The following is a 15,186-nucleotide window of genomic DNA, read 5'->3' as shown; positions in this document are numbered from 1 at the left end:
CTGCCCTCCGGGTCACCCCGGGGTTCAGGTACGGGGTGGCCCGTCGGCCTGCCCGAAATCCGGCCCGCCCCGTCCCCCTCCCCGGACGAAGGCCCCGAGCCCGAGGATCCCGGGCGCGGACACAAGCGGAGACAAAATGGAGCCGAGCCCCGGCGCCAGGGGGGGGAGGCGCCGAAGCTCGGCTCTGGAAGAGTCCCGGCGCGGGGGGGGAGTGCGTCGGGACTCGGTTCTGGGGGGTCTGGAGCGTACGCCCCGGGACCCTGAACCCTGGGCCCTGAAGTCTTGTGCCCAGAGCTCAGCGTTTTGAAGCGGCGTTACATGGCCATGTCCGGTCGAGTTATGGCCGACCTCAAGCGGATACGGATCTGCCGCACCGTCCGGACCTGCCGGACGGGTGCTTCGGATCCCTACGAACCATACGCGGAGCGGAACGGTATGAACCGCACGAACCGCGCGAACCGCGCGTACTCATTACGTCGCTCTCGTCACGTCGTCCTCGTCACGTCGTCCTCGTCACGTCGTCCTCGTCACATCGCCCTCGTCACGCGGACCTCGGTCACGCCGCCGCGTCGAAGCCCGTGTCGCGAGCCAGCTTCTTCAGCTCGAGCAGCGCGTGCTTCTCGATCTGACGGATGCGCTCACGGGTGAGGCCGTGCTCCTTGCCGACCTCTGTGAGCGTGCGCTCGCGGCCGTCGTCGATGCCGTACCGCATCTTGATGATCGAGGCCGTGCGCTGGTCGAGGCGGCCGATCAGGTCGTCCAGCTCCTCACTGCGCAGCAGCGTCAGCACCGACTGCTCGGGGGAGACGGCGGAGGTGTCCTCCAGGAGGTCACCGAACTGCGTGTCGCCGTTGTCGTCCACCGCCATGTTCAGCGAGACCGGGTCGCGGGCCCAGTCCAGCACGTCGCCGACGCGCGCCGGGGTCGAGTCGAGCTCGGCGGCGATCTCCGCGTGCTCGGGCTCGCGGCCGTTCTTGCGGTTGAACTCGCGCTGCACGCGGCGGATCCTGCCGAGCTCCTCGACGAGGTGCACGGGGAGGCGGATCGTCCGTGACTGGTCGGCTATGGAGCGGGTGATGGCCTGACGGATCCACCACGTCGCGTACGTCGAGAACTTGAAGCCCTTGCGGTAGTCGAACTTCTCGACCGCGCGCACCAGGCCCGCGTTGCCCTCCTGGATCAGGTCCAGCAGCGGGAGGCCGCTGCGGGGGTAGCGGCGGGCCACCGCGACGACCAGCCGCAGGTTCGAGCGGATGAAGACGTCCTTCGCCCGCTCGCCCTCGGCGATGAGCGCGTCCAGTTCCTCACGGGTCGCGTCCGCCTTGGGGGCATCCACCTCGCCGTCGATGATCTGCCGCGCGAACACACCCGCCTCGATGGTCTGGGACAGCTCGACTTCCTTGGCGGCGTCGAGCAGGGGCGTGCGCGCGATCTCGTCGAGGTACATGCCGACCAGGTCGCGGTCGGCGATTTCGCCGCCTACGGCGCGAACACTGCGTGCCGCGTCGCGGGTCTCGCCGGTGGCGGACTGACGACGGGCGACGGCACGGGTTGCCATGCGTGCTCCCTTGCGTATCGGGTGTGTCCCCCGCTCGAGCCGGAGCCGGGAGCGGGAGGAGGGCTTGCGAGTCCTGGTGGCGGCTCGGCCACTCATCCGAGTGCCCGGCATCCGAAGGAAACAACGACTGGAATCCGGACAGAATTCCCAACCCGTTCCCCTATTTTTCTGATCATGCAGTACCCTGTGCCGCCACAGCAGGGGGTCAGATGACGTCAGAACGTACAGATGTGCAGGTCAGGGCCGGAGTGGAGAGCGATCTCGGCGTCCTCACCAAGATCTACAACCACTATGTGCGCGAGACGCCGATCACCTTCGACACAGCGGTTCTCACACCGGAGGAGCGCCGTCCGTGGCTGCTCTCCCACCTGCAAGACGGCCCTCACCGCCTGATGGTTGCCACGGACACGGACCGGGAACCGGGGGGTGGACGGATTCTGGGGTACGCCACGTCCAGCGGCTTTCGTCCCAAGCCCGCCTACGTCACCTCGGTCGAGGTGTCCGTCTACCTCGCCCCCGGCGCGGGCGGCCGCGGCATCGGCACACTCCTGTACGAGGCACTCTTCGAGGCGCTGGCCGGGGAGGACCTGCACCGCGCCTACGCGGGCATCGCACAACCCAACGAAGCGTCCGTGCGGCTGCACGAACGCTTCGGGTTCCGGCACGTCGGCACGTACCGCGAGGTGGGCCGGAAGTTCGGCCGTTACTGGGATGTCGCCTGGTACGAGAAGGAGCTCCGACCCGGCTCCGACCGCACCGGCTGAGCGGACTTCAGCCGAACTGCACCGACCGCTTCGCCAGCCCCATCCAGAAGCCGTCGATCACGGACTTCTGGCCGTCGAGTTCACCGGTGGCGTCCGCCGCGCCCATCGTCACGAACAGCGGGGCGAAGTGCTCGGTGCGGGGGTGGGCCAGCCGACCGGCCGGCGACTTGTGGGTGAAGTCGAGCAGGGCGTCCCAGTCGTGGGCGTCCAGGGCCCGGTGCCCCCAGTCGTCGAACTCCGCCGACCAGGACGGGACACCGCCCTGCCGCAGCGCCGCCAGATTGTGCGTGAAGAAACCGGAGCCGACGATCAGGACACCCTCATCACGCAGGGGGGCCAGCTTGCGGCCGATGTCCATCAGCTTCACCGGATCGAGGGTCGGCATCGAGATCTGCAGGACGGGGATGTCGGCCTCGGGGAACATCTCGACCAGGGGCACGTAGGCACCGTGGTCGAGGCCGCGGTCCGGGATGTCCTGGACGGGAATGCCGGGCGCGCGCAGCAGCTTCCGCACGGACTCGGCGAGCCGGGGAGCGCCGGGGGCCGCGTATCGCACCTGGTAGTAGTGCTCGGGGAAGCCCCAGAAGTCGTACACGAGCGGTACGGTCTCCACCGCGCCGAGGGCCAGCGGGGCCTCCTCCCAGTGGGCGGAGACCATCAGGATCGCCTCGGGGCGGGGCAGTCCGGCGGACCAGGCGGCCAGTTGGCCGGGCCAGAGCGGGTCGTCGGCCAGCGGCGGGGCGCCATGGCTGAGGTAGAGGGCGGGCATGCGCTCCTGCGGGGCACGCCCCTCGGTGACGTCGGACATGGCGACGGACATGGCGGCTACTCCCTCCGAGGGATTCATCGTGGAACCGATCAGCCAGTTATTTGAAGTCTCAAGCTTCAGGCACGACTCTACCCCCGACTTGTTTAACCTTCAAGAAGAGGCTCGTACAGTGGAGTACATGAACACGGCATCCGCACCCGCTGAAGAGCCGCGCTGGCTCACCGACGAGGAACAGCGCACCTGGCGTGCGTACATGCACGCGGCCACCCTCCTCGAGGACCACCTCGACCGGCAGCTTCAGCGCGACGCGGGCATGCCTCACGTCTACTACGGGCTGCTCGTCCAACTCGTCGAGGCGCCCCGCAGGCGACTGCGGATGACCGAGCTGGCCATGAACGCCAAGATCACCCGCTCCCGTCTCTCGCACGCGATCGCCCGCCTGGAGAAGAACGGGTGGGTGCGCCGGGAGGACTGCCCGTCCGACAGGCGCGGCCAGTTCGCGGTGCTCACCGACGAGGGCCACGAGATGCTGCGGCAGGCCGCGCCGGGCCATGTCAGCGCCGTCCGCCAGGCATTCTTCGACCGGCTCACCCCCGAGCAGCACCAGGCCCTCGGCGACGCCATGCGTGTCATCGCCGAGGGGCTCCAGCCCAAGGACGCGGGCGCGGATCTGCCCTGGTTGCGGTAGCGCTCCGCCGTGGGCGCGGGTGTGTGGGCGCGGGTGCGCGGACGCGGGTGCGCGGACGCGGGTCCGCCCCGGCTCCGACGAGTTCGGAACCGGGGCGGACCCTGGGATTCGTACGGGCGAGGCGTCCCCACCCCGCGCCCGTACGCGAAGTACCGGCGCCACGGGTGATCAGTGGGCGATCACCGGCACCTTGATCTCGTCCTCGCTGCCCTCGCCGGCGCCGACGGTCGACGACATGTCCGGACGGCCGGTGTTGATGAGGGTCACGGCGATCGCGGAGGCGAGCACCAGGATGCCGACGGCGAACCAGATCGCGTTGGTGTAACCGTTCACCAGGCCCTGCAGCTGGACCAGCTGCTGCTGCGGCTTGGAGGCGGCACCACCGATGTGGTCAGCGATGTACGAGGTGGTCGCCGAGGCGGCGATCGTGTTCAGCAGCGCCGTACCGATCGCGCCGCCGACCTGCTGCGAGGTGTTGACCATCGCGGAGGCGACACCGGCGTCCTGCGGCTGGACACCGTACGTGGCCAGGGACATGGCCGGCATGAACGCCGTACCCATGCCGAGGCCGAGCAGCAGCTGGGCCGGGAGCAGCAGACCGGCGTACGAGGAACCGATCTCCATCTGGGTCAGCAGCAGCATGCCGATCGCGGCGGTCAGGAAGCCGGGGGCCATCAGCAGCCGCGGCGGAACCCGCGTCATCAGGCGGGCGCCGATCTGCGTGGAGCCCGTGATCATGCCCGCGATCATCGGCAGGAAGGCGAAGCCGGTCTTGACCGGCGAGTAGCCCTTCACGATCTGCAGGTAGTAGGTCAGGAAGAGGAACAGGCCGAACATCGCGATGATCGCGAGGCCGAGGGAGAGGTAGACACCGCCACGGTTGCGCTCGGTGATCACGCGCAGGGGCAGCAGCGGAGCCTTGACCCGGGACTCGACGAGGACGAAGGAGGCGAGCAGCACCGCCGAGGCGACGAACAGGCCGATCGTGCTGGAGTCGCTCCAGCCGGCCGACTCGGCGCGGGTGAAGCCGTAGACGAGGGAGACCAGACCGAGGGTGGACAGGACGACGCCCGGGATGTCGAGCGGCGAGCGGTTGCGGCCACCGGCCGGCTCACGGATGACGAAGTACGCGCCGAGGGCGGCGATGATCGCGAACGGGATGTTCACGAAGAACGTCCAGCGCCAGTTCAGGTACTCGGTGAGGAAACCGCCCAGGATCAGACCCACGGCGCCGCCGCCACCGGCGATCGCGCCGTAGATGCCGAAGGCCTTGGCGCGCTCCTTGGCGTCCGTGAACATCACGGCGAGCAGGGAGAGCGCGGCGGGCGCGAGCAGCGCGCCGAACGCGCCCTGCAGGGCGCGGGCCCCGAGCAGCAGGGCCTCGCCCTGTGCGGCGCCGCCGAGCGCGGAGGCGCCGGCGAAGCCGATCAGGCCGGTGACGAAGGTGCGCTTGCGGCCCCACAGGTCGGCGATGCGGCCGCCGAAGAGGAGCAGACCGCCGAAGGCGAGGGCGTAGGCCGTGATGACCCACTGCCGGTTGCCGTCCGATATCCCCAGGTCGCGCTGGGCGGAGGGCAGCGCGATGTTCACGATGGTCGCGTCGAGGACGACCATCAGCTGGGCGAGCGCGATGAAGGCGAGTGCCTTCCAGCGGTTGGAATGCGCGTCGGCCGCTTCCGCCGCCGCTGTCGGTGTTGCTGATGAAGACATGGGGATACCCACTCCGGTACTTCGCAGTGAAAAAGGTGAGGGAAAGAGACGGCTCGTCCTCGTCGACGGCCGAAGGCTTTGGGGAGTCCGGGGTCCGGAGTCCGACGTCCGGCGCCCGCGGTCCGGAAGCCGTGCACGGATCACAAGGTACGGACTGCGGATTACGGGTGATGGACTACGGGTTACGGGTCGGGACTACGGCTACGGGCTTGCTGTCGGGCCATGGACCGGCGCCGCGCGCCGGACTCATCGCTCTGGACTGATCGGTCAGGCTGTTCGCAGGCCCTCCACGGTGGCCGCCACTCCGGGCAGTACGGAGCGGGCCGGTGCCCGCAGACCGTCCAGGAACAGCTGCAGATGACGGTGTACGAACCGGTCGATGCCCTGACACGCGGTGCCGGGCAGCGGCCGGGTGAGCTGGCTGACGGCGACCATCAGGTCACCGGACTCCACGTCGGAGCGCAACTGGCCCGCCTCGCGGGCACGCCTCATCAGCGCTTCGATCAGGTCCACGGTCCGTTCGCGTGCCGCGTACAGGTCCGGATGGTTCTGGCCGAAGGCCGCGGAGAGCATGGGACACAGGGCGCCGATCCGCTCGTCCGCCGCGAAGTGCACGAAGCGGCTCAGCGCGTCGAAGGCGTCGCCGCCCTCGACGAGTGCCGCCTCGATCCACTCCGACGTGCGGTCCATGACCGAGCAGACGACCTCCCGCGCGAGCGCGTCGCGGTCGGGGAAGTTGCGGTACACCGTGGCGTTGCCGACACCGGCGCGGCGGGCGATCTCGTCGAACGGCACCTCGGGGCCGAACTCGACGAACATCTCGCGCGCGGCGGCGACGATCCGCTCCCGGTTGCGCAGCGCATCGGCTCGGGGCCGGGGCATCCGACGCTTCACGGGGGTGGCGGTCTCCACGGCGTGCTCCTCGGAAGTAGGTGAAGGCTCTGGTGTGATCCGGGGATTCACTCCCCGTTTTCACTCGGACACCTATGCCAAACGGGGAAACCATCCCCGGTTATTTCCCCGATCCCGCCCATTTCCTGTGACCCGCGTCACACCTTCCTCGGCGAGAAACCCACGATCGGGCTCCTCCAGCGAGCGCCCGCGCATCCATCGACACAGGGTGATCGCACAGGGTGCAGTCGGTGACCGGGCGGCTGCCGCGAGCGAAGGACCCCTGCATGCAGCCGACCAGCCACCGGATACGCCGGCGCCGCGTGGCAGCCCTGGCCTCGGTGACCCTCCTCACGCTGGCGGTCAGCACCTCCGCCGGCACCGGGCACCTCACGGCGGGCTCCACGGCGGCGGGCTCCATCGCACTGGGCCGCTCGACGGCGCTGGGTCCCTGCTTGATCAGCGGTCCGAAGGGCGTGCAGATGGGGGAAGGGATACCCACCGTGCCCGGATACGCCCGCTCCACCGGCACGGTCCGGGCCCTCACGGTGATGGTCGACTTCTCCGACGCGCCCGGTCAGGGCAGCGCACTCGACCGGCTGGGCGAGTTCTTCCCGCAGACCCAGAACTGGTTCCGCACCAGTTCCTACGGCCGCCTCGACTACCGCCCCGAGACCCCCATACGCCACTGGCTGCGCATGCCCAAGCCCTTCAGCGCGTACGGCATAGAACGCGGCGCCCCCTTCGACCCCGGGTACCGCGGCCTGGTCCAGGACATCGTGGCCGCGGCCGACCCCGAGGTGGACTTCCACTCGTACGACCTCCTGAACGTGCTGGTGACGCCGAACGCCGGGCCCTCCGCCCTGGACACCGTCCTGTCCGTCACCTTCGCCGGCAACGCCGAGGCCCCGGTCGCCGACGGTGTCCCGGTCTCCAACGCGTCCTTCGTCTACAGCCGCCAGGACGACGGCTCCGGCTCCTACGCCGACACCGGTTTCCGGGTGCTCCCCCACGAGAACGGCCACACCTTCGGCCTGCCCGACCTCTACACCCAGGACGGCGGCGGCTCGGTCGGCCACTGGGACATCATGAGCGAGGACTGGGGCGCCGACAACGATCTGCTCGGCTGGCACAAGTGGAAGCTGGGCTGGCTCGACGACTCGCAGGTCAGCTGTGCCGCGCGACCCGGGACCACGCGGTACACCCTCACCCCGCTGTCCCGGCCCGGCGGCGCCAAGCTCGTCTTCGTCCCCACCAGCACCCATACGGGCTTCGCCCTCGAACTGCGCACCCAAGGCGGCAACGACACCACGATCTGCCGCCCCGGCATCCTCGTCTACAAGGTCGACGCGGACGTCGACACCGGGAGCGGCCCCATCACCGTCTACGACTCCCACGAGAACAGCGGGGGCTGCACACGCAGCCCCAACGTCCACGCGGAACTGTCCGACGCGCCCTTCGCCCCCGGCGAGTCCTTCAAGGACCGCAAGACCGGTGTCACGATCGCGGTCACGGGGACGAATCCCGCGGGCGACTACGAGGTGTCCGTGACACGCCGCTGACCTCCCCGCATCCCCCGGCGCCGGCCTGCCGCCGGCCGTGGGCACGGACGCCGCCGACCTGCCGCAGGCCGTGGGCGCGACGCCGCCGACCTGCTGGGTCGACCGGGTAAGCACTACCGTGGGCCGCAATGAGCGAATCTTCCCCGCGGGCCGCGCCGAGTCCCGGACGGGAGTCGCGCAGAGCCTCCATCGAGAGCCGCAACGGAGAGCACATGGCAGCGAACGTCGGGGCGGCCGAGGGCAGCGCGACCGGGAGCGAGCGGGCCGGACGGGCCGGACAGGCGGGGGACGAGGGCGGGGCCGGGGGTCAGACCGGCGTGCCCGACGCGCCCGGCGTGCCCGTCGAGGCCGTCACCCCGCTGATCCGCGGTATCGCGGTGCTGCGCCGGCTGACCGAGGCCGACGGGGTGTCCAGCCTCAGCGGCCTGGAGCGGTCCACGGGGCTCGCGCGGTCCACCGTCGACCGCATCACGGCGACCCTGGCGCGCAGGGGGTACGTACGTCTCGACGGCCGGGACGCCGTACTGGCGCCCCGCCTCATGGAGCTCGGCAACGCCTACCTCGCCGCCCTGCGCCTGCCCCGCCTCCTCGACGCGCACGCCGACGCCCTCGCCGACGAGCTCGACGAGTCGGTGTCCCTCGCGGTCGGCGACCAGGACGGCATCCGCTTCATCCACCAGGCGACCCGGCGCCGAGCCATGTCGCTGAGCTTCCGCATCGGCGACCTGCTGCCCGCCGAACGCACCGCGCCAGGACCGTTGTTCGCCACCGAGTGGGGCGAGCGGGAGTGGGCCCGATGGCGGGAGCGGCGCGCCGCGGATCCCGAGGACCGCGGCTTCCCGGCCGTCCCGGCGCGCAGCCGGCCGATCGGGACCGAGACCGACTCCGAGCGACGGAACCCCTCCGGCCCGACCCACGGGGACCGGTACCCCGCTCCGGACGACGGCTTGTCCTCCACCCCCACGGACGACGGCCCGGCCTCCGCCCCCACGGACGACGGCCGGATCGTCCCCACGGACGCCGACCGGGATCGCGGACCGGCTCCCGGCCGGACCCCCTCCCCGGAAACAGGCCCGCTCCCCACGCTCGGCGACGACTTCGAGCGGCGTACGGCCGAGGCGCGGGAGGACGGCTGGGCCCTGGACGACCAGCTGATCGAACCGGGACTCGTCGCCCTCGCCATGCCCGTACGGGAGGCGGGCCGGATCGCCTGTGTGGTGAGCGTGGTGAGCCACACCAGCCGGCACACCGCCGCCGATCTGCGGGACACCCTGCTGCCACGGCTGCGGGCGGCCGTCGCCGCGATGGAACGGGAGCTGAGCGGGGCCGCGCCCGCCACGGCCGCCGCGGCCGCCACCCCTTCCGGCCTCGCCGTCTGGACCGGTGCGTCCAAGCAGGAGCTGGGCCGGGAGTTCGTCGAGTCGCTGGCCCGCGGACTGACCGTGATCACCGCCTTCGGTGAGGGCCGCTCCGAACTGACCCTCACCGAGGTCGCCCACGCCACCGGTCTGGCCCGCGCGACCGCCCGCCGCGCGCTGATCACCCTGGAACACCTCGGATACGTCACCGCGCACGCCCGCGCCTTCCGGCTCACCCCCCGCGTGCTGGGCCTCGGCTTCCCGCCGCTCTCCCGCACCTCGCTCGCCGAGATCGCGGCCCCGCACCTCACCGGGCTCTCCGAGCGCCTGCGCGAGTCGGTGTCCCTGGCGGTGCTGACCGGCGACGAGATCCAGTACACGGCCCGCATCACCACTAGCCGCATCCTGAGCGTCCACATCGCCGTCGGCACCCGCCTGCCCGCGTACGCGACCTCGCTGGGACGGGTGATGCTGGCGGACCTGCCCGACCCCCCGCTCGCCGGGCTGCGCCCCCTGACCCCGCGCACGATCACGGACCCCGGCCGGCTGAAGGCGGTCCTGGACCGCGTACGGGACGAGGGGTACGCCTTCGTCGACGAGGAGTTGGAGCAGGGGCTGCGCTCGATCGCCGTCCCGGTGCGGGAGCGCGGCGGGCGGGTGGTCGCCGCCGTCAATGTCGCGATGCACAGCAGCCGTCGTACGTCCGCCCAGTGTGTCGACGAGGTGCTGCCGGAGCTGCTGGCCACGGCGGGAAGCGTCGAGGCGGACCTGCGGGTCGCGGGACGGTTCCGGCGCGTTCCGAGAACGTGAGGGAGCGGGGCTGAGAGTGGGGTCGGGGCGGCGCCTGTGGGGCGGGGCGGTCTCCCGTGGGGCGCGGTGGCCTCCCGTGCGTGTGACCACGTGAATCGGCCGTGTCCGGCCACGTGAATCGGGCGTGTCCGGCCACGGGGAGCGGGCGTGTCAGGCCGCGGGGAGCGGCCGGGCACGGGAGGGGGTGAGCGGGGGTCACGCGGGCTCGCCGGCGGGTCGCGTCAGCGGTTCACGCCCCCGCGTCAGCTGTTCGCGTCCGCGAGCCGGGCCGCGTCCGGGACCGGGCTCGGGACCGAGGCGCTCGCCTTCGCCTTCTCGCCGCCGTCCGTGGGTCGACCACGTCCGGCCCGCCGCCGAACAGGCCGCCGCGTCCTACCCCCACCTCCGCGACGGCTACGCCGAACAACGCGGCAAGGACCCCCGCCGCGTCCCGCGACACGAACTTCCAGTACGGCCTGGACCGCGTCCTGGACGGCCTGGAAACCCGAATCACCCACTGACCGGACGCCCCGACGCCCGCCCGCCCGCATCCGCTAGGCTAGTCGCCGGACCTCACAGAGATCCGTACGCCTTCGTAGCTCAGGGGATAGAGCACCGCTCTCCTAAAGCGGGTGTCGCAGGTTCGAATCCTGCCGGGGGCACAGCACTAAGGGCCAGTTCAGAGGCTTGATCCTCTCGAACTGGCCCTTCGTCATGATCACGGCCGTGCCACACACGTGCCAGAAATGCCACTACGGTGCCACATCACCACGCTCTTTCCGGATCATCGAGCCGAGCCGGTCGGCGATCTCCCGGTCGCGGCCGCTGACCACGTGCTGATAGATCAGTGCCGCCCTGGGCGTGCTGTGCCCCATCCTGGTCATCAGCTCCCGCAGGCTCGCACCGGACGCGGCAAGGGTGTTGCCCGTATGCCGAAGGTCGTGGAAGTGCACGTCTGCCGCAACCTTCGCCGTGGTCCGCGCCTTGATCCAGTCATCCCGGAAGTTGCTCCGCCGCAGCCGACCGCCCTGGGGGCCGAGGAAGACGTGACCGTCACGGCCGGCCCCAGCGAAGCCGTCAAGGTGGCGTTTCACATCGGGCAGGAGTTCGGTCGGGAAGGCCACCGGCCGGACACCCGCATCTGACTTGGGCGCCTTGTCGAAGAGCGCCCCCGTCTGCATCTCCGCTTGCGAGCGGCGAACCATGAGCGCCCCGTTCGCCATGTCGACGTCCCGCCGGCGGAGTGAGGCCAACTCGCCGAAGCGCAGTCCGGTGAACGCGGCCAGGAGGACAAGAAGCCGGTACCGCGGGGCCATCGCGTCGGCCACGGCGTATACCTCTGCCACGGTGAGCACAGGCCGTTCCGGCACGTCGTACTTGTCAGCGCCCTTGATCCGGCAGGGGTTGCGGCGGATCAGCTCGTCGTCAACAGCCGTGTTCAGGACCGCCCGCATGATCTGGTAGGCCTTGACCACGGTCGGCTCACCGGTCCGTGTCAGGCATGCCGTACGCCAGGCCCGGACCTGTCCCGTCGTGATCGAGGACAACGGACGCTCACCGAAGGTGGGCAGCAGGTGCAGCCGGATCACCGACTCATGCCGCTCACGGGAACGCGCAGCGAGCTTCCGATCCCCGAGCCAGGCGGTGGCGTAATCCCCGAAGCGAACCTTGCCCACGTCCGGATCGGCCCACTGTCCGCGGGTGACGTCCGCTTCAATGAGGGTCAGCGCGACTTCCGCATCGGTTCTGGTGGCGTACGTCTGCTCTGCACTCCGGAGCTGGCCCGTGTTCGGATCACGGTAACGGACCTGCCACCGAGCGGACTTGAGCTGTCGGACGGAGCCGAACCGACGGCGCCTTCCCTGATTGTTCGGCATTAGGCCACCCTCCGCAGCACGCCAGGCCGAACCGCTACCGGCTGGACTGTGTGCTCAGCGACGAAGGCTGTCAGCGCACTTTCAGGGATGCGGACATGCCGACCGACCTTGACGAAGGTGATCCGTCGTTCTTCGATCAGGCGCCGAGGGAAGCGGACGCCGGTCCCGAGGACTTCGGCGACCTGTTCCACGGTCAGAAGTCGATCCATGGTCACCACTCCCCCTCAGTCTCCGTGTCCGGCATGTCGGCCAGCGCTTCACGTGCGATCTCTCGGTTCAGTCGGATCTCCTTTGCGATCGTTGCGGCGAGCCACGACTCACCGGGGGTGTGGCCCTGTCCGGCGTAGGTCCAGTGGGCGAGCACCAGAGTGGAGCCCTCCGAGTCCTCGAGGTCTTCGGAGAGCCCGCGTTCGCGGCGTTCCTGGCGGGCCCGGTAGTCGGCGCGGACCTGTCGACGCTCGCTGAGGGTGGTGGAGTAGGCGCGCGACTTGGTCATGAAGTGGCCCCGGAAGCCGAGCATGTGAGCCCACCGCCACAGCATCCGGTCGGGGTAGGCGTCGTCCAGGTTCGAGCAGGCTTCGATCAGCCGTCGCGTGTGCGCGGGCAGGGGCAGCTTGTCGAGTTCCGAGATCTCCCCGATCCGGCGGTCCACCGTCTCGGTCGCCTCAGCCGCCTTCGTGGCGTACTTGGCGACGTAGGAGGCCACCGCCCCATCGGTCAGCTCGACTCCGGCGAGACTGCCGATCGGCTGCACGTCGACCTGCGTTCCCCAGCGCAGGGTGCGGGCCGGGAAGTCACCGCCCGCGGGGACGGGCACCGAGACGCGAGCGGCAGCCGCCTTGATGGCACTGTCCAGGAGAGCGACGGTGGCCCACGCCGGCGGGGGGCTGTCGGGCCCGTCCGGTCCGTCCATGCGCACCACGGCATGGAAGTGCACGGCGCCGCGCTTCTGGAATTCGGCGACCTTGCCGAAGGAGACCCGGCACACCTCCCGCATAGCCGTCTGAGTCAGGCCCGCGTGCGCGGCGACCTCCCGGCGTAGGTAGATGGTGAAGCGGCGCCACAGGTCCCCGGCGTGGTTGTTCCACAGGACCGCACCGGCGTAGTCGTAGCGCGCCGGGTCCAGTGCCGTGCCGAGCGCCGGATCGTCCTCCGCATGGGAGCTCCCACAGCGGCAGCAGCCGGAGGCGGGCCGGTTGTGGACGGGCCCGAACGAGGGCGCGGTGAGGGTCGCGAACACGCCGGGGTGCTGGCGGATCTGGCCGGAGATGCCCATCCGGCTGTCACCGGTGATCCCGGCACGGATCAGGTGGTAGACGTCCCCTGCATACGTCCAAGCACAGGAGGGGCAGCGGGAAGCCCGCCGGTTGCCGCACGCGACCCGGAGCATGCCGCCCGGCTCGTGCTCGGTGCTGTAGGAGTACAGGACATCCCCGGTCGCGCGGTCGCGCGTCACGGTCTGCCCCTGGAGGCGGATCGGGTTGGCGCAGCCGCCGGTACGGCGGACCTGTTCCTGCCAGCGGTCGAAGCCCGGCGAGTTCGCCACCCGTAGCAGGTCGGCGAGGGTCAGGGGGTCGGTGCCCATGGAGGCCGCAGCACCGGCCACGGCCTCCGGAGGGACGGGGAAGTCCGTCACGCGGCCACCGCCAGCGGGGCCGGGGTGTAGCCGAAGGAGCGGTCGCGCGGGCAGATCAGGTCACCGTCGTGGGTGACGATGGACAGGCCGTCGATGTCGACGCGGACCCAGGCCGGGGCGTTGGCGCCGCAACCGGGGCAGCGCGAGGACCGGGCGGGTAATGCGTCCAGCAGGTCGGCGCAGGAGGCGAGCACGCTCATGCCGCCACCTCCAGGACCGGCGGGGGCACGAGCGCGGTGAGACGGGCGACGTGCGCGGCGAGCCGCTGCTTGGCGCCGTCGCTGATCTCGTCGTCCGTGATCTGACCGGGCGCGTACTCGTTGAGGCCGGAGCCGTCGCAGTAGCCGCAGAAGATCTCCAACGGGTCGCAGTCGTCACCGGCCCAGCCGGAGCCCTCGCACCTCACGCAGTCGGCCCACGGCCGCGAGGTCAGGAAGAACAGGCACTCAGCCGGATCAGCGCACCGAGCACCCATGCAGGCCGGGCAGCCACGCTGAAGCGGGATCTGCACCGTCAGGGGAGAAGCGGGCATGATGGAGCTTCCCTTCGTGGGACGAGGGGGCGGCGAAACTGCTTGGCGGTAGGTGCGCCGCCCCCGGCGTAAGACATGTGCTGATTCCCACCCTGTTAGAGCGGCGGGTACAGCTCTATAGTGTTCTAGAGCACCTGCACGGTCAAGGGGTGTTCTGAAGTGCTTTAGAACAGGAGCTGAAGACATGCCTGGACCGACGTCCGCTTTGCCGCCCTACCGGCGCATCGCCGCGCAGATCAAAGGGCAGATCGAGCGGGGCGAGATCCGTCCGGGTGACCGCATCCCGTCTGTCCGCGACATCGTTCGAGAAGAGGGCGTGTCCGTTGCCACGGCGACGCGCGTAGCAGGAGTTTTGCGGGCAGAAGGGTACGCAGAGACCATCCAAGGGATTGGAACGGTGGCGCGTATGCCCAGCAAGATCACGACTGGACCGGATCGACTTCAGCTTCAGCGGACCACGGGCACTGGCTTCCGACCTGGCGAGCGAGTTGAGATCGTCAGCGCTGACGTGGTGCCGGCGAGCGCCGAGGTGGCCGACGCTCTCGGCATCGAGGAGGGAATCCCTGTAGTCCAGCGACGCCGGCGGTACCTGGACGAAGACGGAGTGATCGCACTCTCGACGTCATGGTTGCCGGGGGAGCTTGGGGAGGCTGCCCCAGAACTCACTTCTACGGGACCGCTGCCGAAGATGACCTTCGGCCTCATCGAAGATCGAACGGGGCGCCGAGCGGTCAAGCGACGCGACGTTGTGTCCATTCGTGCCGTGCCTGAAGATCTGGCACCGCTCCTTGCTCTCGAAGCCGGAACTTTGGCCCTGACCATGGCGAACACCTATTGGGACCAGTACGGGCAAGTCACTGAGTTTGCGCGTGACTTCATGGGCCCGGACCGCGAGCTTGCCGCAGACTACGATCTTGAGTGACTGAGACGTGTCCCCGCCCAGCAGGGGCCCGGTTACAGGTTTCTCTACCTCATCAAGTGCCCGCGCGAGCGCGGGCTGGCCCCTGGGGCCCGACCCCTCTGCGCCTTCGGCGCCGGGGTCGGCCCCTGGG

The 15,186-nt window shown here is 70.2% G+C and carries 14 protein-coding genes and 1 tRNA gene; 6 read left to right on the top strand and 9 right to left on the bottom strand.

Annotated features, from left to right (window positions below):
- Window positions 1-556 precede the first annotated feature (556 nt).
- Window positions 557-1,558, bottom strand: a complete 1,002-nt coding sequence (locus ACFVTC_RS22230) for an RNA polymerase sigma factor RpoD/SigA (RefSeq protein WP_168528598.1) — start codon at window positions 1,556-1,558, stop codon at window positions 557-559.
- Window positions 1,559-1,767: 209 nt separating this feature from the next.
- Between ACFVTC_RS22230 and ACFVTC_RS22225 the strand changes: the two genes are divergently transcribed.
- Window positions 1,768-2,322 (top strand): GNAT family N-acetyltransferase, encoded by a 555-nt coding sequence (locus ACFVTC_RS22225; protein ID WP_390129557.1) that lies wholly within the window; start codon window positions 1,768-1,770, stop codon window positions 2,320-2,322.
- 7 nt (window positions 2,323-2,329) lie between these two features.
- Here the strand turns inward: ACFVTC_RS22225 and ACFVTC_RS22220 are convergent, their stop codons facing one another.
- Window positions 2,330-3,142, bottom strand: a complete 813-nt coding sequence (locus ACFVTC_RS22220) for a dioxygenase (protein ID WP_390129554.1) — start codon at window positions 3,140-3,142, stop codon at window positions 2,330-2,332.
- A gap of 127 nt (window positions 3,143-3,269) precedes the next feature.
- Here ACFVTC_RS22220 and ACFVTC_RS22215 point away from each other — a divergent pair, with 127 nt between their 5' ends.
- Complete coding sequence (locus ACFVTC_RS22215; RefSeq protein WP_390129552.1) at window positions 3,270-3,779, top strand: MarR family winged helix-turn-helix transcriptional regulator; 510 nt, start codon at window positions 3,270-3,272, stop codon at window positions 3,777-3,779.
- Window positions 3,780-3,947: 168 nt separating this feature from the next.
- Here the strand turns inward: ACFVTC_RS22215 and ACFVTC_RS22210 are convergent, their stop codons facing one another.
- Window positions 3,948-5,489, bottom strand: coding sequence for an MFS transporter (locus tag ACFVTC_RS22210; protein ID WP_390129549.1), 1,542 nt, complete (start codon window positions 5,487-5,489; stop codon window positions 3,948-3,950).
- A 267-nt stretch (window positions 5,490-5,756) separates the two neighbouring features.
- The gene (locus ACFVTC_RS22205; protein ID WP_390129546.1) at window positions 5,757-6,401 is read right to left on the bottom strand and encodes a TetR/AcrR family transcriptional regulator; all 645 of its coding nucleotides are present in this window, start codon (window positions 6,399-6,401) and stop codon (window positions 5,757-5,759) included.
- 266 nt (window positions 6,402-6,667) lie between these two features.
- Here ACFVTC_RS22205 and ACFVTC_RS22200 point away from each other — a divergent pair, with 266 nt between their 5' ends.
- From ACFVTC_RS22200 to ACFVTC_RS22190, 3 genes are all read left to right on the top strand, one after another.
- Window positions 6,668-7,942: a M6 family metalloprotease domain-containing protein gene (locus ACFVTC_RS22200; protein WP_390129544.1), complete on the top strand. Its 1,275-nt coding sequence runs from the start codon at window positions 6,668-6,670 to the stop codon at window positions 7,940-7,942.
- A gap of 212 nt (window positions 7,943-8,154) precedes the next feature.
- A complete protein-coding gene (locus tag ACFVTC_RS22195; RefSeq protein ID WP_390129542.1) occupies window positions 8,155-10,110 on the top strand; it encodes an IclR family transcriptional regulator C-terminal domain-containing protein in 1,956 nt (651 codons plus the stop codon).
- Between the two features lie 568 nt (window positions 10,111-10,678).
- Window positions 10,679-10,751, top strand: a tRNA-Arg gene (locus ACFVTC_RS22190).
- A 90-nt stretch (window positions 10,752-10,841) separates the two neighbouring features.
- On the opposite strand, the gene ACFVTC_RS22185 is transcribed toward ACFVTC_RS22190, so the two are convergent.
- The 5 genes from ACFVTC_RS22185 to ACFVTC_RS22165 are packed head-to-tail and all read right to left on the bottom strand — an operon-like array spanning window position 10,842 to window position 14,134.
- A complete protein-coding gene (locus tag ACFVTC_RS22185) occupies window positions 10,842-11,966 on the bottom strand; it encodes a tyrosine-type recombinase/integrase (protein ID WP_390129540.1) in 1,125 nt (374 codons plus the stop codon).
- Window positions 11,966-12,175, bottom strand: a complete 210-nt coding sequence (locus ACFVTC_RS22180; RefSeq protein ID WP_390129537.1) for an excisionase family DNA-binding protein — start codon at window positions 12,173-12,175, stop codon at window positions 11,966-11,968. The genes ACFVTC_RS22185 and ACFVTC_RS22180 overlap by 1 nt, the downstream gene beginning before the upstream one ends.
- 2 nt (window positions 12,176-12,177) lie before the next feature.
- Window positions 12,178-13,572, bottom strand: a complete 1,395-nt coding sequence (repSA, locus tag ACFVTC_RS22175; protein ID WP_390129800.1) for a replication initiator protein RepSA — start codon at window positions 13,570-13,572, stop codon at window positions 12,178-12,180.
- Between the two features lie 26 nt (window positions 13,573-13,598).
- Entirely contained in the window at window positions 13,599-13,802 is a 204-nt protein-coding gene (locus ACFVTC_RS22170; protein WP_390129534.1) for a hypothetical protein, read from the bottom strand.
- Window positions 13,799-14,134: a hypothetical protein gene (locus ACFVTC_RS22165; RefSeq protein ID WP_390129532.1), complete on the bottom strand. Its 336-nt coding sequence runs from the start codon at window positions 14,132-14,134 to the stop codon at window positions 13,799-13,801. Before ACFVTC_RS22165 ends, ACFVTC_RS22170 begins: the two co-directional genes overlap by 4 nt.
- A gap of 184 nt (window positions 14,135-14,318) precedes the next feature.
- Here ACFVTC_RS22165 and ACFVTC_RS22160 point away from each other — a divergent pair, with 184 nt between their 5' ends.
- Window positions 14,319-15,056, top strand: a complete 738-nt coding sequence (locus ACFVTC_RS22160; protein WP_390129530.1) for a GntR family transcriptional regulator — start codon at window positions 14,319-14,321, stop codon at window positions 15,054-15,056.
- The last annotated feature ends 130 nt before the right edge of the window (window positions 15,057-15,186 follow it).

This window comes from Streptomyces sp. NPDC057950 (assembly GCF_042887295.1).
GTDB classification, from domain to species: domain Bacteria; phylum Actinomycetota; class Actinomycetes; order Streptomycetales; family Streptomycetaceae; genus Streptomyces; species Streptomyces kaempferi.
Note: the sequence above shows the minus strand (reverse complement) of the source record. Positions and strands in the feature narration are given on the sequence as shown.